At 66.4% G+C, this 21,406-nt stretch carries 20 protein-coding genes; 2 read left to right on the plus strand and 18 right to left on the minus strand.

The features are described 5' to 3' along the window. Positions 1-3 precede the first annotated feature (3 nt). The 15 genes from CFB52_RS09215 to ndk form a co-directional block, all read right to left on the minus strand. Complete coding sequence (locus tag CFB52_RS09215; RefSeq protein ID WP_059585316.1) at positions 4-1,350, minus strand: adenylosuccinate synthase; 1,347 nt, start codon at positions 1,348-1,350, stop codon at positions 4-6. Between the two features lie 113 nt (positions 1,351-1,463). Beyond that, positions 1,464-2,612, minus strand: coding sequence for an ATP phosphoribosyltransferase regulatory subunit (locus tag CFB52_RS09220; protein ID WP_099316457.1), 1,149 nt, complete (start codon positions 2,610-2,612; stop codon positions 1,464-1,466). A 113-nt stretch (positions 2,613-2,725) separates the two neighbouring features. Then, positions 2,726-2,917 carry a DUF2065 domain-containing protein gene (locus CFB52_RS09225; protein WP_006478685.1) on the minus strand — a complete coding sequence of 64 codons (192 nt, stop codon included), beginning with the start codon at positions 2,915-2,917 and terminating at the stop codon, positions 2,726-2,728. A gap of 36 nt (positions 2,918-2,953) precedes the next feature. Next, positions 2,954-3,853, minus strand: coding sequence for a protease modulator HflC (hflC, locus tag CFB52_RS09230; protein WP_059645746.1), 900 nt, complete (start codon positions 3,851-3,853; stop codon positions 2,954-2,956). A gap of 15 nt (positions 3,854-3,868) precedes the next feature. Next, positions 3,869-5,215: an FtsH protease activity modulator HflK gene (gene hflK, locus CFB52_RS09235; RefSeq protein WP_099316458.1), complete on the minus strand. Its 1,347-nt coding sequence runs from the start codon at positions 5,213-5,215 to the stop codon at positions 3,869-3,871. A 47-nt stretch (positions 5,216-5,262) separates the two neighbouring features. Continuing rightward, entirely contained in the window at positions 5,263-6,435 is a 1,173-nt protein-coding gene (gene hflX, locus CFB52_RS09240; protein WP_179231732.1) for a GTPase HflX, read from the minus strand. Positions 6,436-6,507: 72 nt separating this feature from the next. Then, positions 6,508-6,747: an RNA chaperone Hfq gene (gene hfq / locus CFB52_RS09245; protein WP_006399927.1), complete on the minus strand. Its 240-nt coding sequence runs from the start codon at positions 6,745-6,747 to the stop codon at positions 6,508-6,510. Positions 6,748-6,889: 142 nt separating this feature from the next. Continuing rightward, on the minus strand, positions 6,890-8,227 hold the full coding sequence (gene der, locus CFB52_RS09250; protein WP_059585312.1) for a ribosome biogenesis GTPase Der: 1,338 nt from the start codon (positions 8,225-8,227) through the stop codon (positions 6,890-6,892). A gap of 247 nt (positions 8,228-8,474) precedes the next feature. Continuing rightward, positions 8,475-9,620 carry an outer membrane protein assembly factor BamB gene (bamB, locus tag CFB52_RS09260; protein WP_059645732.1) on the minus strand — a complete coding sequence of 382 codons (1,146 nt, stop codon included), beginning with the start codon at positions 9,618-9,620 and terminating at the stop codon, positions 8,475-8,477. Positions 9,621-9,661: 41 nt separating this feature from the next. Next, the gene (locus CFB52_RS09265; RefSeq protein ID WP_099316459.1) at positions 9,662-10,291 is read right to left on the minus strand and encodes a tetratricopeptide repeat protein; all 630 of its coding nucleotides are present in this window, start codon (positions 10,289-10,291) and stop codon (positions 9,662-9,664) included. Between the two features lie 54 nt (positions 10,292-10,345). Further along, on the minus strand, positions 10,346-11,686 hold the full coding sequence (hisS, locus tag CFB52_RS09270) for a histidine--tRNA ligase (RefSeq protein ID WP_059645729.1): 1,341 nt from the start codon (positions 11,684-11,686) through the stop codon (positions 10,346-10,348). Between the two features lie 20 nt (positions 11,687-11,706). Beyond that, positions 11,707-13,011 carry a flavodoxin-dependent (E)-4-hydroxy-3-methylbut-2-enyl-diphosphate synthase gene (gene ispG / locus CFB52_RS09275; protein ID WP_059585331.1) on the minus strand — a complete coding sequence of 435 codons (1,305 nt, stop codon included), beginning with the start codon at positions 13,009-13,011 and terminating at the stop codon, positions 11,707-11,709. A gap of 112 nt (positions 13,012-13,123) precedes the next feature. After that, a complete protein-coding gene (locus tag CFB52_RS09280; RefSeq protein ID WP_099316460.1) occupies positions 13,124-14,137 on the minus strand; it encodes a RodZ domain-containing protein in 1,014 nt (337 codons plus the stop codon). 247 nt (positions 14,138-14,384) lie between these two features. Further along, positions 14,385-15,524: a 23S rRNA (adenine(2503)-C(2))-methyltransferase RlmN gene (gene rlmN / locus CFB52_RS09285; protein ID WP_027812035.1), complete on the minus strand. Its 1,140-nt coding sequence runs from the start codon at positions 15,522-15,524 to the stop codon at positions 14,385-14,387. Between the two features lie 55 nt (positions 15,525-15,579). Then, positions 15,580-16,005, minus strand: a complete 426-nt coding sequence (gene ndk, locus CFB52_RS09290) for a nucleoside-diphosphate kinase (RefSeq protein ID WP_040144283.1) — start codon at positions 16,003-16,005, stop codon at positions 15,580-15,582. A gap of 249 nt (positions 16,006-16,254) precedes the next feature. Between ndk and CFB52_RS09295 the strand changes: the two genes are divergently transcribed. After that, positions 16,255-16,953 (plus strand): Bax inhibitor-1/YccA family protein, encoded by a 699-nt coding sequence (locus CFB52_RS09295; RefSeq protein ID WP_059585309.1) that lies wholly within the window; start codon positions 16,255-16,257, stop codon positions 16,951-16,953. Positions 16,954-17,017: 64 nt separating this feature from the next. Here the strand turns inward: CFB52_RS09295 and rlmD are convergent, their stop codons facing one another. Continuing rightward, complete coding sequence (gene rlmD / locus CFB52_RS09300; protein WP_264160244.1) at positions 17,018-18,322, minus strand: 23S rRNA (uracil(1939)-C(5))-methyltransferase RlmD; 1,305 nt, start codon at positions 18,320-18,322, stop codon at positions 17,018-17,020. Between the two features lie 324 nt (positions 18,323-18,646). On the opposite strand from rlmD, the gene CFB52_RS09305 reads away from it, so the two are divergent. After that, positions 18,647-19,501 (plus strand): endonuclease/exonuclease/phosphatase family protein, encoded by an 855-nt coding sequence (locus tag CFB52_RS09305; RefSeq protein ID WP_059585307.1) that lies wholly within the window; start codon positions 18,647-18,649, stop codon positions 19,499-19,501. 29 nt (positions 19,502-19,530) lie between these two features. On the opposite strand, the gene CFB52_RS09310 is transcribed toward CFB52_RS09305, so the two are convergent. Beyond that, on the minus strand, positions 19,531-20,307 hold the full coding sequence (locus tag CFB52_RS09310; protein WP_059645787.1) for a 3'-5' exonuclease: 777 nt from the start codon (positions 20,305-20,307) through the stop codon (positions 19,531-19,533). A gap of 3 nt (positions 20,308-20,310) precedes the next feature. Continuing rightward, positions 20,311-21,405, minus strand: a complete 1,095-nt coding sequence (gene rpoS / locus CFB52_RS09315) for an RNA polymerase sigma factor RpoS (RefSeq protein ID WP_060316434.1) — start codon at positions 21,403-21,405, stop codon at positions 20,311-20,313. Position 21,406: the final 1 nt, after the last annotated feature.

The following is a 21,406-nucleotide window of genomic DNA, read 5'->3' on the forward strand; positions in this document are numbered from 1 at the left end:
GAATTACACCTTGAACGGATGGCGGAGCAGGATCGTTTCGTCGCGGTCCGGGCCCGTCGACACCATGTCGACCGGCACGCCAGCCACTTCCTGGACGCGGCTCAGGTAAGCCTGCGCGTTGGCCGGCAGCGCGTCCCACGTCTTGATGCCGACGGTGCTTTCCTTCCAGCCGGCGAACGTTTCGTACACCGGTTCGCAGCGCGCGACGTCGACCGCGCCACGCGGCAGAATGTCCACGTCCTTGCCGTCGACCTGGTAGCCGACGCACAGCTTGACTTCATCGAGACCGTCGAGCACGTCGAGCTTCGTCATGCACAGGCCCGACACGCCGTTGATCTGGATCGAGCGACGCAGCGCCGCTGCGTCGAGCCAGCCGGTGCGGCGCGGACGGCCGGTGACCGAGCCGAATTCCTTGCCGACGTTCGCGAGCGTGACGCCGACCTGGTCCTGACGCTGCGGGTTGTCCGCATCGTACAGTTCGCTCGGGAACGGGCCCGAGCCGACGCGCGTGCAGTACGCCTTCGTGATGCCGAGGATGTAGTTCAGCTTCTGCGGACCGACGCCGGCGCCGGCCGATGCCGCGCCCGCGACGCAGTTGCTCGACGTGACGAACGGATAGGTACCGTGGTCGATGTCGAGCAGCGTGCCTTGCGCGCCTTCGAACAGCAAGTTCTGGCCCGCGTTGTTCGCGTCGTACAGGCGGCGCGACACGTCGGCCACCATCGGCTTCAGGCGGTCGGCATAGCCGAGCATCGTGTCGAGCGTGGCCTGGAAGTCGACGGCCGCACCGCCCAAATATTGGGTCAGCACGAAATTGTGGAAATCGAGGTTTTCGCGCAGGCGATCGGCGAAGGTCTTCGCGTCGAACAGGTCCTGCACGCGCAGCGCGCGACGGCCGACCTTGTCTTCGTACGCGGGCCCGATGCCGCGGCCCGTCGTGCCGATCTTGCCCGCGCCCTTGCGCGCTTCGCGCGCCTGGTCGATCGCGATGTGATACGGCAGGATCAGCGTCGTGGCTTCGGAGATGAACAGACGGTCGCGCACGTTCACGCCGGCTTCTTCGAGCTCGCCGATTTCCTTGAACAGTGCTTCGGGGGACAGGACGACGCCGTTGCCGATGTAGCAGGCGACGCCTTCACGCATGATGCCCGACGGAATGAGGCGCAAGATCGTTTTCTTGCCGCCGATGATGAGGGTGTGGCCGGCGTTGTGACCGCCCTGGAAACGCACGACGCCCTGAGCGTGGTCCGTCAGCCAGTCGACGATCTTGCCCTTGCCTTCATCACCCCATTGCGTTCCCACGACGACGACATTGCGCCCGGGAGTCACGTTCACTGCGCTGGCAGACATGTTGATTCGTTAGCTGGTTAAAAACGTATTCTACCTATGTTCGCGGGCGATTCCGAATTTTTCCGTTTCGCTTCAACGATATGCACGCCGAAGCGCGACCCGCGAACGCCTGTTTATCGGGGTTCGACCACCCATGCGCCGTTGCGCTCCACGAGCGAGCGATCGCACGCGAATTCGTCGAGCACGTGGTCGTGGCCCGGGAGCGCCTGGATCACGACCTCGCCCGCATCGCGCAGCGCTGCGACAGCCGCGCCCAGCGCGTCGTCCTGCGCCCATGGCGCAAGGATCGCGGTGCCGCGCGCCTCGACCGGCGAAATCCGCGCGAGCTCGCGCAGGTCGAGCGAGAAGCCGGTTGCCGGACGCGCCCGGCCATAGGCCTGCCCCACGTGGTCGTAACGGCCGCCGCGCGCAATCGCGTTCGGCACGCCGTCGATGTAGGCGCTGAACATCGCGCCACTGTGGTACGCGTAGCCGCGCAGGTCGGCGAGATCGATCGCGACTTCGACGCCCTTCGCCTGCGACGCAAGCTGCGCGAGATCGTCGAGCGCCCGCGTGATTTCAGGCAGCACCGGCAGGCGCGTACGCGCCTCGGCGAGCACGCTCGCGTCGCCGTAGAGGTTCGGCAGCGCGCGCAGCGCGGCACGCGTATCGGCGCCGAGATCGTCGGTGAGTTCGTGCAGCAGCGGCACGTCCTTGCCCGACAGCGCGTCGTACAGCGACTCGCCGCGCTCGGCGGCCTGCGCGTCGCGCGCCAGCAGCGCCGCGAGCACGCCCGCGTGACCGAGGTCGAGACGGATGCGCGACAGGCCCGCGAGATGCAGCGCATCGAGCATCAGCTGCTGGATCTCGAGATCGGCTTCCAGCCCGGCGTGCCCGTAGATTTCGGCGCCGATCTGGATCTGCTCGCGCGTCGCGTGCAGGCCGCGCGGACGCGTATGCATCACGTGGCCCGCGTAGCAGAGGCGCGTCACGCCCTGTCGGTTCAACAGGTGCGCGTCGATCCGCGCGACCTGCGGCGTGATGTCCGCGCGCAGGCCGAGCGTACGGCCCGACAACTGGTCGACCAGCTTGAAGGTGCGCAGGCGCAGATCGGCGCCGCCGCTCGTCAGCAGCGACTCGAGATACTCGAGCAGCGGCGGCATCACCATTTCGTAGCCGTACGAACGGAAGCGATCGAGCAGCCTGCGGCGCAGCTCCTCGATCTTGCGCGCTTCCGACGGCAGCACGTCGGCGATATTCTCGGGAAGTAACCAGGTCGACATCGGTACGGTCCTACGACGGGAAACGGCGCGCGACACGCGCGCCGCGAGTTGAATCGGAACTTCGAAATCGGGCGGAACGAACGGCGGATGCGCCGTCCGGATCGGGGCGCCGGTCAGGTCGCGAGCAGCAGCAGCACGAGCCCGAGCACCATCACGATCAGCCCGCCGATCCGGATATGATGCGGCGGCCGCTCAGCTATTCTACGAAACGTGTCGCGCCAGGCGACGGGAAACACGAAAGGGAACGCCCCCTCGATGATCAGCATCAGCGCTACCGCGAGCAACAACGAGCCAGCCAGGTCCATGCGAGCGACGGCGCCGCTCGACGCGGCGCCCCAAGGTCAATGTTTGCGGGGAGCGGGCGCCGCCGGTGCGGCGCCGCCCGTCGGGCTGCGCATGAAGCGGAAGAACTCGCTGTCGGGATCGACGACGATGATGTCGTTGCGCTTGAACGTATTCCGGTAGGCCTGCAGGCTCGCGTAGAACTGATAGAACTGCGGATCGCGGCCGAACGCGTCGGCGGCGATCGTCGCGGCCTTCGCGTCGCCCTCGCCCTTGATCGTCTGCGCGGACTTGTACGCGTTCGCGAGCACGGCCTGCTGCTCGCGTTCGGCGTCGGCCTTGATCTGCTCGACGTCGGCCGCGCCTTGCGCACGCACCTGGGCCGCCTGATCGCGCAACGCGCCGATCATCCGTTGATAGACGGCGTCCGCCTGCGCGGCCGGCAAGTCGACACGCGTGAGCTGAACATCGACCACGTCGACGCCGAAACCGGACGCTTGCGCCTTCGCCGCATCGCGCGCGGCCTCGGCGATCGCGCGCTGGCCGCCGAGCGCATCGTCGAGCGCGCGCTTGCCGAATGCGTCGCCGAGCGCGCCCTTCAGCACGCCGGCCAGCCGGTCGGCGGCCGCCGCCGGGTCGCCGCCCGTCGCGGTGAAATACTTCATCGGATCGCTGATCCGGTACTTCGCCGCATACGCGACCAGCAGGTCGTGCTTGTCTTCGGTTGCCAGTTGCAGCGGATCGGACGACTCGAGCGACTGCACGCGCGTGTCGATCAGCGTGGCCGTCTGCAGCGGCGGCGGCAGCTTGAAGTGGACGCCGGGGCCCGCGAGCTCCGGTTGCGTACCGTCGCGGCCCGACAGCACGGCCGCATGGCGCGGATCGACGGTGAGGACCGTCGACGATGCCGCGAAGGCGACGATCACGATTGCGACGACGAGCGCAATGATTCGGTTCATGTTCTGCGCTCCCCGTTACTTCGTATCGTCTTCACGCGACCGGCTGCGAAACGCTTCGCGCGATCGCAGCACGTCGACGCCCGACGCGGTGGCGGCCGGTGCGGCGCTCGCCGGTGCCGGCGCGGCTGCCGCCGGCGTCGTGGCCGCCGGGGCCGACGCCGCATCGGGCGCGGACGCGCCGGTCGACGCCGCGGCGTTTTGCCGCCCCTGCTCGACGAGCTTGTCGAGCGGCAGATACACGACGCTGTTGCCGCCCTTGTTGCCGACGAACACCTTCGTCGCGTTCGAATAGATTTCCTGCATCGTCTCGAGATACATCCGCTCGCGGATGACCGCGGGCGCCTTCGAGTACTGCGCGTAGACTTGCTTGAAGCGGTCCGCATCGCCTTCGGCTTGCGTGACCACGCGATCGGCATACGCCTTCGCTTCGTCGACGAGCTTCGCCGCATCGCCCTGCGCCTTCGGCAGCAGGTCGCTCGCGTAGGCCTGCGCGGCGCGCTTCGCAGCCTCGCGCTCGTCGCGCGCCTTCGCCACTTCGGCGTACGCGGCCTGGGTCTGGTCGGGCGCCGCGACGCTCTGCATCGTGACGGCCGTCACCTCGAGCCCCGACTGGTAGCGGTCGAGATCACGCTGGATCGCGGTGGAAAGCTGCTCGCGCAGCGCATCGCGATCCTGATTCAGCATGTCGGCCGCACTGCGCGTGCCGACGATCGCGCGCACCGCGGCCTGCGCGGCCTGCGACACGCTGCGTTCGGGATCGACGCTGCGGAACAGGTAATCGGTGGCGGAACGGATCCGGTACTGGACGATGAAGCGCACGTCGACGATGTCGGCATCGCGCGTCAGCATCGCGGCCTCCTTCACGTTCGCGAGGCGCACGACGTTATTGCGGCCGATCTCGATCGAGCGGACCTGCGACGTGTCGACGATCTCGTGCGACGCGAACGGATACGGCGCGCGCCAGTGCACGCCCTGGCCGACCGTGCCCGACAGCTTGCCGAGCTGCAGCACGACGCCCGTCTGGCCTTCCTGCACGACGAACAGCCCGCTGCCCGCATACACCGCGACCAGCACGCCGATCACGATGCCGACGCCCACCCGTGCGGCCCGGCCGTTGTCGGGACGCAAGCCGTTACCGCCCTTGCCGCCGAACAGGCCGCTCAGGCGTCGATTGAAGTTGCGCCACATCTCGTCGAGATCGGGCGGACCGTCGCCGTCGCCGCCTTGCGGACGCTTCGATTCGTTCGCGCGGGGGCGGGATCCGTCCTTGCCATTGCCTTCGCCGCGTCCCCAGCGGGGATCGTTGATCGACAACAAGGCGCGCATCCGCCGCCAGGTACTCCGCTCGTTGTATTCGTTCACCAGAGTTTGTTCACCAGATTGGAAGCCGGCGAACCGGCCGGGGCCGGTTAGCGCCCGTGTTCGGAAATCGTGTGGTCTTCGTGCGGTTCAGCGGACGTGCCATCGAGCGCGTCGGACAAGGTCGCGCTGGAAAGGTGTTCCGCGGAGGCGATTTCGGCGATGGCGGCACGCAACGTATCAAGACCCTGACCGGTGCGCGCGCTCAAAAAGACGCGCGAAATATTACCATATTCGTCCCGCTCGACCGCGTCGCCGCGGGCCGCCAGCTCGGGCACGGCGTCGATCTTGTTGAACACCAGGACCTGCCGGACCGTGTCCGCACCGATCTCGTGCAGCACGCCGTTGACCTGCTCGATTTGCTCGAGCCGGACCGCGCTCGACGCATCGACCACGTGCAGCAGCAGATCCGCATGGATCGTTTCCTCGAGGGTCGCGCGGAACGCCGCGACGAGCTGGTGAGGCAGCTCGCGGATGAACCCGACCGTATCGGACACGACGATCTGCCCGACCTCGTCGCCGAGGTACACGCGCCGCGACGTCGTATCGAGCGTCGCGAAAAGCTGGTCGGCCGCGTAGGCCTGCGCTTTCGTCAGCGCATTGAACAGCGTCGACTTGCCCGCGTTCGTATAGCCGACGAGCGACACCGACATCGTGCCGCTGCGCGCGCGCTGCCGGCGCTGCGTGCTGTGCTGGCGGCGCAGCCGGTCGAGCCGCGACTTCAGCATCTTGATGCGTTCGCCGATCAGCCGGCGGTCGGTTTCGAGCTGGGTTTCGCCGGGGCCGCGCAGGCCGATACCGCCCTTTTGCCGTTCGAGGTGGGTCCACGCGCGAATGAGCCGGGTCGACAGGTATTGAAGCTGCGCGAGCTCGACCTGCAGCTTGCCTTCGTGGCTGCGGGCGCGCTGCGCGAAGATGTCGAGGATGAGGCTCGTGCGATCGACCACGCGCCTGTTAAGCGCCTGCTCCAGATTGCGTTGCTGGGCCGGCGCCAATGCGTGGTTGAAGATGACGATTTCGACGTTGTGCGCGTCGCAGGCGAGCCGCAGCTCTTCGGCTTTGCCGCTGCCGATGAACATCTTGGCATCGGGACTGGCGCGACGCCCCGTGAGGGTGACGGCGGGACGGGCTCCCGCGCTGGAGGCGAGAAGACTGAGTTCTTCGAGACTGGCTTCGAAATCGGTCTTGCCGAAATCGATGCCGACGAGCGCTGCGTTGATCAAATTATCGGGTGTCAAGATAAGGCGGCTGGCATCGGTCGCTCGCGGCGACCGGATGCCGGCCGCTGCGATAGGTTAGGACGAGGCTTCCGCGTCCGGGTGGAAATTCACCGGGCGCGCCGGCACGACCGTCGAGATGGCGTGCTTGTAAACCATCTGGGTCACCGTATTACGGAGCAACACGACGTACTGGTCGAACGATTCAATGTTCCCTTGAAGCTTGATGCCGTTGACGAGGTAGATCGAAACGGGAACGTGCTCTTTGCGCAGTGCGTTCAAAAACGGGTCTTGTAACAATTGCCCTTTGTTGCTCATGGCGTACTCCATCTTTTTTTGCAGGTTGATCTGGATTGGCGGCGAAGAAAAAGAGATCCGGCGCCAATCGCTACACTATAGCTGATTTTGCCTGCCCCGCCCGGTGCATAGGCCTTCCGGCCTAGCCGTGGCGGGCCATGCGTCAGCCCTTGTCCGCGTACGGATTGTTCGACGAACGGAACTCTATGCGCAATGGAGTCCCGGTCAGCGAGAAAGTTTCGCGGAACCGGTTTTCGAGGTAGCGCTTGTAGGTTTCCGTCACCGCGTCGAGCGCGTTGCCGTGAATCACGATGATCGGCGGATTCTGGCCGCCCTGGTGCGCGTAGCGCAGCTTCGGACGCACCGGGCCGCGACGGCGCGGCTGCTGGAATTCGACGGCCTCGATCAGCGCGCGCGTGAGCTTCGGCGTCGGCAGTTTCGCCATGGCCGCCGCGTAGGCGTCGTCGACCGAGCGCATCAGCGCGCCGATACCCGTCTTCTTCGCGGCCGAAATGAAGTGCGATTTCGCGAAGTCGAGGAATTTCAGCTTGCGGGTCAAATCCGCTTTCGCGCGGTCGCGCGCGTGGTCGTCGAGGCCGTCCCACTTGTTGACACCGATCACGAGCGCGCGGCCCTGCTCGACGACGAAGCCGGCGATGTGCGCGTCCTGGTCGGAAATGTCCTGCTGCGCATCCAGCAGAAGAATGACGACGTTCGCGTCGGAGATCGACTGCAGCGTCTTCACGACCGAGAACTTCTCGATCGCCTCGAACACCTTGCCGCGGCGGCGCAGGCCGGCCGTGTCGATCAGCGTGTATTTCTTGCCGTTACGCTCGAAGTCGACGTAGATCGAATCGCGCGTCGTGCCCGGCATGTCGAACGCGATCACGCGGTCCTCGCCGATCAGCGCGTTGACGAGCGTCGACTTGCCGACGTTCGGACGGCCGACGATCGCGATCTTGATGCCGCGCGACGGATCATCCTCGTCCGCTTCCTCGGGCTGGCCCGCGTACGCGACTTCGAGCGCCTCGTTGATCATGTCGGTCACGCCGTCGCCGTGCGCGGCCGAGATCGCGCGCGGATCGCCGAGCCCCAGCTCGTAGAACTCGGAGGCGACCGCCGTGTACTTCATCCCCTCGGCCTTGTTGACGACGAGGAAGATCGGCCGGCCGGTCTTGCGCAGGTAGTCGGCGATCGACTTGTCCTGCGGCGCGAGCCCGTTGCGGCCGTCGACGATGAACACGACGACATCGGCTTCCTCGACGGCCTGCCGCGTCTGGCGCGCCATTTCGTGCAGGATGCCGTCCTTCGCGACGGGTTCGAAGCCGCCCGTATCGACGACCAGGTAGGGCCGTTCGCCGACGCGCCCTTCGCCGTAATGGCGATCGCGCGTCAAGCCCGGCAAGTCGGCGACCAGCGCATCGCGCGAGCGCGTGAGCCGGTTGAACAGCGTGGATTTCCCCACATTGGGGCGCCCAACGAGGGCAATGACCGGTTTCATCTGTGTTTTCTACGGTGAAGCGCAGCAGCGGGAGGCCCGCTGCTGCGGGCGGCTGCGCTGAATGAAAATATCACGAATTCGCGCCGCGCCGGATGCGCGCGCCGGGCGCGCGTCGCGCGCCGTCGTCTTTCGTCTCGAACTGCCTTTCAAATACCGAGCGGCCGGGAACGCCGGCCGCCTTCAAGTCGCGGGGCCGCGGCGCGCGGGACCGGCCCGCCGCACCGCGGCCCCGCCTGTTTCCCGCGTGTCAGCGCGGACGGAACCCGTACAGGCCGCCGTCCTTCGTCTGCACGACGAGCGTATTGCCGGCGAGAACCGGCGCCGCCGTAATCGCGCTGCCGTCAGTCTTCATTCGCGCGATGAAGCTGCCGTCTTCGCGCGACAGGAAATGCACGAAGCCCTTGTAATCGCCCATCACGACCGCGTGCCCGAGCAGGTACGGCACGCCGACGTCACGGCTCTTCAGCTTGTCGTTGCGCCACAGCTGGTTGCCCGTGGCCGCGTCGTACGCGGTGACGACCGACCAGTCGTCGCCGCCGGCGACCACCGAATCGTCCTGCGCGAGGCCGCTGCGGCTCGAGAACGGTTTTTCCCACAGCGGACGGCCCGAGTTCGCATCGAAGCAGCCGAGCTGACCCTGGAACGTCACCGCGCAGGTTTCCGCGCCCACGAGCGTCGGCGGGCCGCTGACGTCGTTGATGCGCTCGACCTCGGTCACACCCTTCGGGAACGACACGGGGGTCTGCCAGAACGGCTCGCCCGTCTGCAGGTTGATCGCGACGAGACCGCCGCCCGGGAAGCCCGCGAGCACGGCCGCGTCGCCCGCGAACGTCATGCCGGCCGACACGCGCAGGTTCAGCGGCACCGCACGGTTGCGGTAGTTCCACTTCTGCTCGCCCGTCTGCGCGTTGAACGCGATCACCTGGCCGTCGATCGTGCGCACGATCACGAGACCATTGCCGACGAGCGGCGGCGAGAAGATCTCGCCCTGCACGGTGGTCTTCCACAGTTGCTTGCCGTCCGGACCCAGCACGAACACGCCGCCCTTCAACGCACCGACCGCGGTCAGGTTGCCGTCGCTGCCGACACCGGCCGACAGGTCCGAACCCACCTTCGAGCGCCACAGCGTCTGGCCCGTCTTCGCGTCGATCTTCTCGACCGAACCGTTTTCGCCCGCCGCATAGACGGCGTCGCCCACGGCCACCGGCGAGAACAGGTAGCGTCCGCCCTTGCCGACGCTCGCCTTCCAGACCTGTTGCACGTCCATCACGGGCTTGAACTCGGTGAGCGGCGTCGGCACGCGGCGCGCGTCCTTCGACGACGAGCAAGCCGCCAAAGCGAGGACAGCCGCCGCGCAGGCAACGGGCACAGCGTAACGTTTCAGCAAATTCATCGGTTAGCGAAGCAGAGTTAAGAGGTTGAGGGGGCCGGGATTCAGCCGCCGAGCGCGTCCAGCTTGAACTGCACGAGCTGGCGTGCCGACTGGTCGTCCTTCGACAGGCCGTCGAGCGCAAGCTTGTAAGCCGCGCGCGCATCGTCGGTCTTGCCTTGCGCGGCCAGCAGATCGCCGCGGCGGTCGGCCACGAGGCCCTTGAACGCATCGACCGGCGTACCCGACAGCAGCGCGAGGCCTGCATCGTACGCCTTCTCGTCGAGCAGCAGCGACGCGAGCCGCAGCTTCGCGATCTGCTTGTACTCTTCGTCCTTGGCGTGCTCGGCGGCCCATTGCAGCTGCGCCTTCGCGCCTGCCGCATCGCCGGTCGCGTACAGCGTCTTCGCGGCCGCGAGCGCCGTCATCTGCGCATACGGCGTGCTGCCGAACTTGTCTTCCATGTCGGCAGCCGCGCGGGCCATCGTCGCCTTGTCGTTCGCGGCGGCCGCCTTCTGAACCTGTTCGTACAGCCCGGATGCCTCGGCGGCCTGACGGCGCTGCCAGTAGTTCCAGCCGTTGAAACCGGCCGCGACGACGAGCGCCGCGAGCACGATCCACGTGGTGAGGTTGCCCCAGCGGGCCCACCACGCCTTGAGACTTTCAATCGATTCTTGTTCGTCGTGATAACTCATCGGCGAGCGATTCCTTCCTGTTCAGCTTTTCTTGTCGAGCGGATGCCAGCGCGATCAGTCGTCGCCGTCTTCGGCGGATGCAACCATCGCATTGATTAGGAATTCGGTCAAGCTTTCGACCGGTACGGTCTGCTGAACGTTCTTTTCCCCTTCCGCGCCCGCGCCGCGCAGCGCTTTCACGCCCACCGTGCCGTTCGCGACCTCTTCTTCGCCGAAGATCACCGCGAACGCAGCGCCGCTTGCATCGGCCCGCTTCATCTGCGACTTGAAGCTCGCCGGCGCGCCGTCGGCGCTGCAGTGGAAGATCACGTCGAGGCCCGTGTCGCGCAGGCGCTCGGCCGCGATGAACGCCTGTTCGCGCGCGGTTTCGCCCTGGTGCACGACGTATACGTCGACGCCTTCCTGCTCGGGCGCGAGATCCTCTTCCTTCAGCAGCTCGAGGATGCGCTCGATGCCCATCGCCCAGCCGCACGCGGCGGTCGGCTTGCCGCCGAGCTGCTCGATCAGCGGATCGTAGCGGCCGCCGGCCGCGACCGTGCCCTGCGCGCCGAGCTTGTCGGTCACCCACTCGAACACGGTCAGGTTGTAGTAATCGAGGCCGCGCACGAGACGCGGATTGATCTTGAACGGAATGTTGTTCGCGAGCAGCAGGCGCTGCAGCCCTTCGAAATGCGCGCGCGATTCGTCGCCGAGGAAATCGATCAGCTTCGGCGCGTTCTGCGCGATCTCCTGCAGCGCGGGATTCTTCGTGTCGAGTACGCGCAGCGGGTTCGTGTACAGGCGGCGCTTCGCGTCCTCGTCGAGCACGTCGGCGAACTGCTCGAGGTACTTGATCAGTTCGACGCGGTGCGCGGCGCGCTCTTCGGCGAGGCCGAGCGAGTTGATCTCGAGCTTGATGCCGGTCAGGCCGAGGTCGTCCCACAGGCGCTGGCACATCATGATGATCTCGGCATCCGCATCGGGACCCGCGAAGCCGAGCGCCTCGACGCCGACCTGGTGAAACTGGCGATAACGGCCGCGCTGCGGACGCTCGTGACGGAACATCGGGCCGATGTACCACAGGCGCTTCGGGCCGTCGTACAGCATGTTGTGCTCGATCGCCGCACGCACGACGGCCGCGGTGTTTTCCGGGCGCATCGTCAGGTTCTCGCCGTTCAGCGCGTCGGTGAAGCTGTACATCTCCTTCTCGACGATGTCGGTGACTTCGCCGATGCCGCGCGTGAAGAGCTGCGTATGTTCGACGATCGGCGTGCGGATGTTCTGGTAGCCGTACGCGCGCAGCAGCGATTTCACGGTAGCTTCGAAGAATTCCCACAGGCCGGCATCCTGCGGAAGGATGTCGTTCATGCCTTTGACGCCGGTGAGCTTCTCGATCTTGCGTTTCTGTTCAGTCATCGTTCGTGTGTGTGGACGAATTAGTTCAGGGCCTCGGTGCGGCCGTAATTGCGTGCGACGTAGTCGCTGACGATCTGCTGGAATTCCTCGGCGATCCGCTCGCCGCGCAGCGTCTTGACCTTTTCGCCGTCGATGAAGACGGGCGCGGCCGGGTTCTCGCCCGAGCCCGGCAGGCTGATGCCGATGTTCGCGTGCTTCGATTCGCCCGGGCCGTTGACGATGCAGCCCATCACCGCGACGTTCATCTTCTCGACGCCCGGATACTCCTTGCGCCAGACCGGCATCTGCTCGCGCAGATACGTCTGGATCTGCATCGCGAGTTCCTGGAACAGCGTGCTCGTCGTACGGCCGCAGCCCGGGCACGCGATCACCATCGGCGCGAACGAGCGCAGGCCCATCGTCTGGAGGATTTCCTGGCCGACGATCACTTCGCCCGTGCGCGACGCGCCCGGCTCCGGTGTCAGCGAAATGCGGATCGTGTCGCCGATCCCTTCCTGCAGCAGCACGCCGAGCGCCGCCGTCGACGCGACGATGCCCTTCGAGCCCATGCCGGCCTCGGTCAGCCCGAGGTGCAGCGCGAAGCCGCAGCGGCGGCCGAGTTCGCGGTACACGGCGATCAGGTCCTGCACGCCGCTGACCTTGCACGACAGCACGATGCGGTCGCGCCCCAGGCCAAGCTCCACCGCACGCTCGGCCGAGCCGATCGCCGACTGGATCAGCGCCTCGTACATCACGCTCTGCGCGTCCCACGGCTGCGCGCGCGCGGCGTTCTCGTCCATCATGCGCGCCAGCAGATCCTGGTCGAGGCTGCCCCAGTTCACGCCGATCCGCACCGGCTTGTCGTACTTCGCCGCAGCCTCGATCATCTGCGCGAACTGCGTGTCGCGCTTCGCGCCTTGGCCGACGTTACCGGGGTTGATCCGGTACTTCGACAGCGACTCCGCGCAGCCCGGGTAGTCGCGCAGCAGCAGGTGGCCGTTGTAGTGGAAATCGCCGACGAGCGGCACCGTCACGCCCATCCGGTCGAGCTGCTCGCGAATCGCCGGCACGGCGGCCGCGGCTTCGGGCGTGTTGACCGTGATGCGCACCAGCTCGGAGCCCGCATTCGCGAGTTCCTTGATCTGGATCGCCGTGCCGATCGCGTCGGCCGTGTCGGTATTCGTCATCGACTGCACGCGCACCGGCGCGTCGCCGCCGATCGTCACGAGTTGCCCGCCCCAGCGGACATCCACCGCATGCGATACGCGGCGCGGCTGATGCCCGCCGAACACCGGCTCGGTTGAACAAATCTGACTGCTGCGTGGGGATTGAGCTTCGGATTGCATCGATAGATCCATTTACGCGGAATGCGCCGCGACGCGGCGCATGAATTGAAAAAGCGCCGTGCCCTCACGGCCCGCCGATATCGACGGCAGGCCTTCGCCACGGCGCTTGACGTCAGGGCAGCGTGAACCGCGCCACGTTACCCCGCGCTGCCGAATATTTTGCCGGATCGACCGGTTTTCCGTCGAACGCAACCGCGTCGAGGCCGGCCTTGTTGCCGATCGTGACCTTGAACGGTCCGTCACCGGCGACCTGCTTCGTTTCGCCGGCGCGCACCAGCGCCGAGAACAGCTCCTTGCCATTCTTGTCGCGCACGCTGAACCAGCAATCCTGCTTGACCTTCAGTTCGACCATCGACTGGCCCGCCGCGACCGCGACGCTCGCCGGCTGGGCCGGCGCGGCCATGCTTGCCGCCGCCGTTGCCGCCACGGGCTGCGATGCCGCAGCCGTCGCGACCGGGGCGGCGGGCGCCGGGACAGCCGATGCAATCGCCTGCGCCGGGGCCGCCGACGCGGCAGCCGGGGCCGGAACCTCATTCGCCACCGCCGCCGACGCACCGTTCGGGGCCGCTTCTTCAGCGGAGGACGCTGCCGCCGCGCTCGCGGCCGACGCATGTTCGGCGTCGCCGCCCTTGAAGCGCGCGAGCAGGCTCGACGAATCGCCGCCAGTGTGCCACATCAGTGCGGCGACCACCGCGACGATGACGATCCCCGTTCCCCACAGCCAGGGATGGTGGCGCGACGAACCGCCCAGCGGAATCGACACGCGGCCGCGCGGCAGATCCGTGCCCGACGACGCAGGCATCGACAGGTCGACTTCCGGCACCCCGCGCTCGCGGCGCAGCGCCTGCGCGAACGGTTCCGGATCGACGCCGAGCATCTTCGCGTAGCTGCGCACGACGCCGAGCGCGAACGTCACGCCAGGCAAATGGCTGATGTCGCCGGCCTCGAGCGCCCGGAGTTTCTGTGGTGCGACCTTGAGTCGCGCCGACACGTCGTCGACCGACCAGCCCTTCGTCTCCCGAAGCTGCGCCAGCCGGCTGCCGACCTCCGCCAGCGATTCCAGTCCCGCCGGTGCCGGCTTCGCGGCATTCGTCTCTGCGCCGTTAGACGGCTGCGGCTCACTCATCCTTGTCCTCGCGTCGATTCTTCTTCACTGGCGGGTGCCGCCGGCTCCTGCCGGCCGGCACCCGCAACGGTTCATACCCTGCGCGGCGCCGAGGCGCCGCGACCGATCGCTATTCGCGTGTTGCACCGCCAAACGGTTCGGGCACCCTGGGCAGGTGCCCCGAACCAGGCGTCCCCGACTACGCGCCCCCGACTACGCGCCCCCGATTAGGCGTCCCCGACTGGGCGTCCCCGACTAGGCGTCCCCGTCAAACTGCCCGAACTTCGATGATCTTTCCTGCCGCGCCCGTCCGTTCCGCGAGGCGCGTGCGGTCCTTCACCGCGCCGGCCAGTTGCCCGCACGCGGCGTCGATGTCGTCGCCGCGGGTCTTGCGCACGGTCGTGACGACGCCCGCGTCGATGAGGACCTGCGCGAAACGCTTGATCTGCTCTGGCTTCGAACGGATCAGGCCAGATTCCGGAAACGGATTGAACGGGATCAGGTTGAACTTGCACGGCACGTCGCGCGTGACGGCCAGCAGTTCGCGCGCATGCGCTTCGGTGTCGTTGACACCGTCGAGCATGCAGTATTCGAACGTGATGAAGTCGCGCGGCGCGACTTTCAGATAACGCTGGCACGCAGCCATCAGCTCGCGAAGCGGATACTTCTTGTTGAGCGGCACCAGCTCGTCGCGCAGCGCATCGTTCGGCGCATGCAGCGAAACGGCCAGCGCGACCGGCAACTCGGCGCCGAGGCGGTCCATCATCGGCACCACGCCCGATGTAGACAGCGTGACGCGACGGCGCGACAGGCCGTACGCGTTGTCGTCGAGCATCAGCCGCATCGCGGGCACGACCGCGCTGTAATTCAGGAGCGGCTCGCCCATGCCCATCATCACCACGTTGGTGACGACCCGCTCGGCCTTGCCGTTCGGGCCGGGCGCGCGGCCCAGCGACGCTCGCAATGCAAATTCGGCCATCCGGAGCTGGCCGATGATTTCGGCTGTCGACAGGTTGCGGGAGAAGCCCTGCTTGCCCGTCGAACAGAAGCGGCAGTTCACCGCGCATCCGGCCTGCGACGACACGCACAGCGTGCCGCGCGTCTCTTCCGGGATGAACACGGTTTCGACCGCATTGCCGTTTCCGACGTCGATCAGCCACTTGCGTGTACCGTCGGTGGAAACGTGATCGCTGACGATATCCGGCATCACGATCGACGCGCGGCCCTTGAGCTTTTCCCTCAGGGACTTCGCGAGATCGGTCATGCCGTCGAAGTCGCCGGCGTTGTACTGGTGGATCCAGCGCTGCAACTGCTTGGCGCGGAACGGCTTCTCGCCCAGGCTGCCGCAGTACGCGACAAGACCCTCGGCGTCGAAGTCGAGAAGATTGACGGAAGTTTCGCTCGTCATGATGTGCTGCCTTGCCGCGTGCGCTGAATCCTGCCTACTTGCTGTCAGCCAGGGCTTAACGCGAGTAAACGTTCATTTCCGGGAAGAAGAACGCGATTTCGACCGCTGCCGTTTCCGCAGCGTCCGAGCCGTGCACGGCGTTCGCGTCGATGCTGTCGGCGAAGTCGGCCCGGATCGTGCCCTTTTCCGCCTTCTTCGGATCCGTCGCGCCCATCAGGTCGCGGTTCTTCAGGATCGCGCCTTCCCCTTCCAGAACCTGGATCATCACCGGGCCCGAGATCATGAAATCGACGAGATCCTTGAAGAACGGACGTGCCGCGTGGACTGCGTAGAACTTCTCTGCGTCAGCACGCGACAGGTGTGCCATGCGCGCTGCGACGATCTTCAGGCCGGCGCCTTCGAAACGGCTGTAGATCTGGCCGATCACGTTCTTTGCCACCGCATCCGGCTTGATGATCGACAGGGTGCGCTCGATTGCCATAAAAACTCCAAAAAATTAAGAAGTTACAGGTTCAAATGAATCCGCTATTGTAGCACGATCCCGTGTATCATTGCGATTGAACCCTTACACGAATGAAAGGTTCAGAATCCATATGTTTTGTTCCGCCGAGCCATTGAAACCTCGCGGCACGGAACGTATCTTAGCCATAGCTGCCCCGGTTTGCTGCGCCGCACATCGCGCGCGCCGAACCGGCCCCGGACGCCCACGCGTTCAATGTTAGGAGAAACCATGAACGACTATCCGTACAATTTCGGCCGCGGCGGTTCCGTCAGCACCGCCGAGGTTCGCAACCGCGTGCTGCGGAACACGTACTGGCTGCTCGCGCTGTCGATGGTGCCGACCGTGCTGGGCGCCTGGGTCGGCGTCGCGACGGGCTTCTCGCTGTTCGCGGCCACGAGCCCGATGATGAGCCTGCTCGCGTTCTTCGCGATCGCGTTCGGCTTCATGTTCGCGATCGAGCGGACGAAAAACAGCGCGGCCGGCGTGTTCGTGCTGCTCGGCTTCACGTTCTTCATGGGCCTGATGCTGTCGCGGCTGCTGAGCTTCATCCTCGGCTTCTCGAACGGCCCGTCGCTGATCATGCTCGCGTTCGGCGGCACCGGCATCATCTTCGCCGTGATGGCGACGATCGCCACCGTCAGCAAGCGCGACTTCTCGGGGCTCGGCAAGTGGCTGTTCATGGGCGTGATCGTGATCCTGCTGGCGTCGGTCGCGAACATCTTCCTGCAACTGCCGGCGCTGATGCTCACCGTGTCGGTGCTCGCGATCGCGATCTTCTCGGCCTACATGCTGTTCGACGTCCAGCGCGTCGTGAACGGCGGCGAGACGAACTACATCTCGGCCACGCTCGCGATCTACCTCGACCTGTACAACGTGTTCACGAACCTGCTCGCGCTGCTCGGCATCTTCGGCGGCAACCGCAACTGACGTTCGCTGCGCACCCATGAAAAAACCGGCCCGCGGGCCGGTTTTTTTACGTCCGACGCCCGGCTCAGTCGCGCTCGAACAGCGCCATCGATTCGACGTGCGACGTATTCGGGAACATGTTCACGACACCAGCGCCCTTCAAGCGGTAGCCGGCCTCGTGCACGAGCAGGCCCGCATCGCGCGCGAGCGTCGACGGGTTGCACGACACGTAGACGATGCGTTTCGGCAGCGGGCCTTCGCCGCTCTGCGCGATCTCGGCCAGCGCCTTCGACACCGCGAGCGCGCCTTCGCGCGGCGGGTCGATCAGGAACTTGTCGAATGCGCCGAGCGCGCGCAGATCGTCGCCCGTCACTTCGAACAGGTTGCGGCACGCGAACGTCGTGTGGCCGTCGACACCGTTCTCGCGCGCGTTCGCCAGCGCGCGCGTGGTCAGCGTGTCGCTGCCCTCGATGCCCATCACTTCGCGCGACAGCCGCGCGAGCGGCAGCGTGAAGTTGCCGATTCCACAGAACAGGTCGAGCACGCGGTCGTCGCGCGACGGCGCGAGCAGGCGCAGCGCGCGGCCCACCAGCACGCGGTTGATCTGGTGATTGACCTGCGTGAAGTCGGTCGGCTTGAACGGCATGCGGATGCCGAATTCCGGCAGCGTGTAATCGAGCGACACGTCGAGCGGATAGAACGGCGTTACCGTGTCCGGCCCCTTCGGCTGCAGCCAGAACTGCACCTTGTGCTCGTCCGCGAACGCGCGCAGCAGCGCTTCGTCGTCCGCGTTGATCGGCTCCAGCACGCGCAGCACGAGCGCCGTGACGGCCGAGCCGACCGCGAGTTCGATCTGCGGCATCCGGTCGCGAATCGACAGCCCCTCGACGAGCCGGCGCAGCGGCACGAGCATCGCCGACACGTGCGGCGGCAGCACTTCGCAGCTCGTCATGTCGGCGACGTAGCTGCTCTTCTTCTCGTGGAATCCGACCAGCACGCCGCCCTTCTTCGCGACGTTGCGCACGGTCAGGCGCGCGCGGTAGCGATAGCCCCATGACGGGCCGTGGATCGGCGCGAACATCGTTTCCGCGCGCAGCTTCGCCAGGTGCCACAGATTGTCTTCGAGCACGCGCTGCTTGACCGCGACCTGCGCGCGCATGTCGAGATGCTGCATCGAGCAGCCGCCGCAGGTGCCGAAGAACTTGCATTTCGGCTGCGTGCGCATCACGCTCGGGCGCAGAATGTCGACGACCGTCGCCTGCTCGTAGCTCGGCTTGCGGCGATAGCTCGAATAGGTCACGCGCTCGCCCGGCAGCGCGCCTTCGACGAAGATCACCTTGCCCGGCTGGCCGTCCTCGGTCACCGTGCGGCCGACACCGCGCGCTTCCATGTCGAGCGATTCGATCTCGAGAACCGGTGCAGGCCCGGGCGGAACGGGCGCATTTTTCGATTTGCGCGCAGAAGTGGGGACGGCTTCGGACACCAGCTTTTCCTGACAAACGTTGAAGAAGGCGAGATTGTAGACGACGCAGGCCCTCGCCGCGTGCTTTGGATGAGGCACGCATCGGGCACGCGGGCATAAACCATGCGGCGCGGGCCCGGACGGCCGCTCGACGCGGCTTTCCGATTCGCCCGCGGCCGGCGTGGGCCACGGAATCAGCCGAGGCAACGTCCGAGGCCCAACATCCCTACCCGCCCGACAGGAGGTTCGACCATGCGATTGATCGACTGGAACATCCAATGGGGCCGGGACGCGGACGGCGGCGTCGATCTTCCGCGCACCGTCGCAGCCATCCGCCGGCTCGGCGATTTCGACGTGCTGTGCCTGCAGGAAGTCACGCGCGGCTTCGACGCACTGCCCGGCCGGCCAGGCCCGGATCAGTTCGCCGAACTCGCGGCGCTGTTGCCCGGCTATACGATCGTCGAGGCCATCGGCGCCGACCTGCCTGCCATCCGGCCCGGTGGAGCACGCCGCCAGTTCGGCAATGCGATCGCGACGCGGCTGCCGGTCGGGCGCGTGCTGCGCCAATTGCTGCCGTGGCCCGCCGACGCCGGCGCGCCGTCGATGCCGCGCGTCGCGCTCGATATCGAGTTGCAGGCGCCCTTCGGGCCGTTGCGCGTGATCACCACGCATCTGGAGTATTACTCGGCGCGCCAGCGGCTTGCACAGGTCGACGCGTTACGCGCCCGGCATCGCGAGGCCTGTGCGCACGCGGACCACCCCGCGCCCGCCGAAACCGCCGACGGGCCGTTCAACGCGACCGGACAACCGCGCGACGCGATCGTCTGCGGCGATTTCAACAGCGCATTCGGCAGCGAGGCATACCGACGCTTTCTGGAGCCGATTGCCGACGCGCCGCGTTTCGTCGACGCGTGGGTCGCGCTGCATCCCGGTCGTACGCCGCCGCCGACGGCCGGCGTCTACGATACGGTGCAATGGTCGGACGGCCCGCTCGCGTGCGATTTCGTGTTCGTGACCGACACGCTGTTGCCGCGCGTCACCGGCTGCGAGATCGACGGCGACGTACGCGCGTCCGATCACCAGCCGGTGCTGCTCGAGCTGGCCTGAACGCGCAGGTTGCGGCGCCGCCGCCCGCGCTACGCGTCGAAGCCGGCCAGGTATTCGGCCCAGTGCGGCGCCGGCTCCAGCGCGAGCGCGTTCTTCACGAGCAGGATTTCGTCCGCGTACTCGCTCGGCGTCAGCCCGCCGCGCATCAACTGAAACCGGCAATACAGCAGGTAGGTGTTGACGACGTCGGTTTCGCAATAGTTGCGGATTTCGTCGATCCGGCCGTCGCGGAACGCCGGCCATACCTGGCTGCCGTCCATCCCGAGCTTGCCCGGGAAACCGCACAGCTTCGCCAGCGCGTCGAGCGGCGCGTTCGCGCGCGCCTGATACATCGCCAACACGTCCATCAGGTCGGTATGCCGCGAGTGATAGCGCGAGATGTAGTTGTTCCACTTGAATTCGCGGTCGTCCTCGCCGAGATCCCAGTAGCGGGTGGCGGGAATGCCGTGCACGAGCGCGCGGTAATGGAGCACCGGCAGATCGAAACCGCCGCCGTTCCACGACACGAGTTGCGGCGTGTATTTCTCGATCACGCGGTAGAACGACTGGATCAGCGTGGCTTCGTTGTCCTGCGGCGTCCCGAGCGAGCGCACGCGAAAACCGTTGTTGTCGCGGAACACGCACGAGATCGCCGCGATCCGCTGCAGATGGTGCGGCAGGAAATCGCCGCCGGTCTTCTCGCGGCGTGCGGCAAACGCATGTTCGGCCACTGCGGCATCGTCGAGCGTCGCGGGCAGGTCTTCCAGACGGCGGATGCCGTCGACATCGGGAATCGTCTCGATGTCAAAAACGAGAATCGGAGTCATCAGTTACAGAACGGCGTCCTTGCGCACGCCGTTGGAGGCGAAGAACCGCTTGAGGCGCACCAGCGCTTCCTGCTGGATCTGGCGCACGCGCTCGCGCGTGAGCCCCATCTCGTCGGCAAGCTCCTCGAGCGTCGCCGGTTCGATGTGGTTCAGGCCGAAGCGGCGCTCGATCACGTGCCGGTGCTTGTCGGACAGCCGCGACAGCCACGCGCGCGTCAGCGTTTCGAGCTCGCGGTGCTGCACCTCGGCGTCGGGCGACTGGCTCTGGTCGTCGGGCAGCAGGTCGAGCAGGCTGCTCGCGGGATCGAGGTCGAGCGGCGCGTCGAGCGATGCCGTGTGTTCGTTGAGCGCGAGGATATCGGTGACTTCCTCGGCGGTCTTGCCGGTGAGATAGGCGATGTCGTCGATACTGGCTTCGCGGCGCTCGGCCGCCTCGCCCGTCGACATCGAATTCTTTTCGAGGTGGCGCTTCGCGCGCAGCACCTGGTTCAGTTCGCGGATCACGTGCACGGGCAGGCGTACCGTGCGGGCCTGGTTCATGATTGCCCGCTCGATGCTCTGCCGGATCCACCACGTCGCATAGGTCGAGAAACGGAACCCGCGCGTCGGGTCGAATTTCTCGATCGCATGCATCAGGCCGAGGTTGCCTTCCTCGATCAGGTCGAGCAGCGGCACGCCGCGGTTCAGGTACCCCTTCGCGATGCTGACGACGAGACGCAGGTTGCGCTCGATCATCACCTGCCGCGCTTCGAATTCGCCGGCCTTCGCGAGGCGCGAATAGCGCTGCTCTTCCTCGACGGTCAGCAGCGGCTTCACGCTGATGCGGTTCAGGTAATGCTGGATCGTGTCGGCCGTGAGCTCGGCCTGCAGCAGCGTGCGGAAATCGTCGACGTCGGGAACTGCTTCCTGGCGGCCTTCGCGCTCGTCGTCGCCACCGTCCGCGTCGGCGTCGGCGTCGCGTGCCTCAAGATCGCGTTCGTTTTCCGCGACGTCGTCTTCGTCGTCCGTCGAAGCACCTGCTCGCCCCACCGATGCTTGCGTGGCACGACTGATCTTCTCAGACTCGGCTTGCGGCTCGTGGCGCTTCGATTTCGGCATG

It is taken from the genome of Burkholderia sp. AU18528, assembly GCF_002223215.2.
Taxonomy (GTDB): Bacteria; Pseudomonadota; Gammaproteobacteria; order Burkholderiales; family Burkholderiaceae; genus Burkholderia; species Burkholderia semiarida.

Bases quoted from the DNA above. Each gene is read 5' to 3' on its own strand.
- CFB52_RS09215 (WP_059585316.1), bottom strand. From the start codon at position 1,350: ATGTCTGCCAGCGCAGTGAACGTGACTCCCGGGCGCAATGTCGTCGTC.
- CFB52_RS09220 (WP_099316457.1), bottom strand. From the start codon at position 2,612: ATGTCGACCTGGTTACTTCCCGAGAATATCGCCGACGTGCTGCCGTCG.
- CFB52_RS09225 (WP_006478685.1), bottom strand. From the start codon at position 2,917: ATGGACCTGGCTGGCTCGTTGTTGCTCGCGGTAGCGCTGATGCTGATC.
- hflC (WP_059645746.1), bottom strand. From the start codon at position 3,853: ATGAACCGAATCATTGCGCTCGTCGTCGCAATCGTGATCGTCGCCTTC.
- hfq (WP_006399927.1), bottom strand. From the start codon at position 6,747: ATGAGCAACAAAGGGCAATTGTTACAAGACCCGTTTTTGAACGCACTG.
- der (WP_059585312.1), bottom strand. From the start codon at position 8,227: ATGAAACCGGTCATTGCCCTCGTTGGGCGCCCCAATGTGGGGAAATCC.
- bamB (WP_059645732.1), bottom strand. From the start codon at position 9,620: ATGAATTTGCTGAAACGTTACGCTGTGCCCGTTGCCTGCGCGGCGGCT.
- CFB52_RS09265 (WP_099316459.1), bottom strand. From the start codon at position 10,291: ATGAGTTATCACGACGAACAAGAATCGATTGAAAGTCTCAAGGCGTGG.
- hisS (WP_059645729.1), bottom strand. From the start codon at position 11,686: ATGACTGAACAGAAACGCAAGATCGAGAAGCTCACCGGCGTCAAAGGC.
- ispG (WP_059585331.1), bottom strand. From the start codon at position 13,011: ATGCAATCCGAAGCTCAATCCCCACGCAGCAGTCAGATTTGTTCAACC.
- CFB52_RS09280 (WP_099316460.1), bottom strand. From the start codon at position 14,137: ATGAGTGAGCCGCAGCCGTCTAACGGCGCAGAGACGAATGCCGCGAAG.
- rlmN (WP_027812035.1), bottom strand. From the start codon at position 15,524: ATGACGAGCGAAACTTCCGTCAATCTTCTCGACTTCGACGCCGAGGGT.
- ndk (WP_040144283.1), bottom strand. From the start codon at position 16,005: ATGGCAATCGAGCGCACCCTGTCGATCATCAAGCCGGATGCGGTGGCA.
- CFB52_RS09295 (WP_059585309.1), top strand. From the start codon at position 16,255: ATGAACGACTATCCGTACAATTTCGGCCGCGGCGGTTCCGTCAGCACC.
- rlmD (WP_264160244.1), bottom strand. From the start codon at position 18,322: ATGGAAGCGCGCGGTGTCGGCCGCACGGTGACCGAGGACGGCCAGCCG.
- CFB52_RS09305 (WP_059585307.1), top strand. From the start codon at position 18,647: ATGCGATTGATCGACTGGAACATCCAATGGGGCCGGGACGCGGACGGC.
- CFB52_RS09310 (WP_059645787.1), bottom strand. From the start codon at position 20,307: ATGACTCCGATTCTCGTTTTTGACATCGAGACGATTCCCGATGTCGAC.
- rpoS (WP_060316434.1), bottom strand. From the start codon at position 21,405: ATGCCGAAATCGAAGCGCCACGAGCCGCAAGCCGAGTCTGAGAAGATC.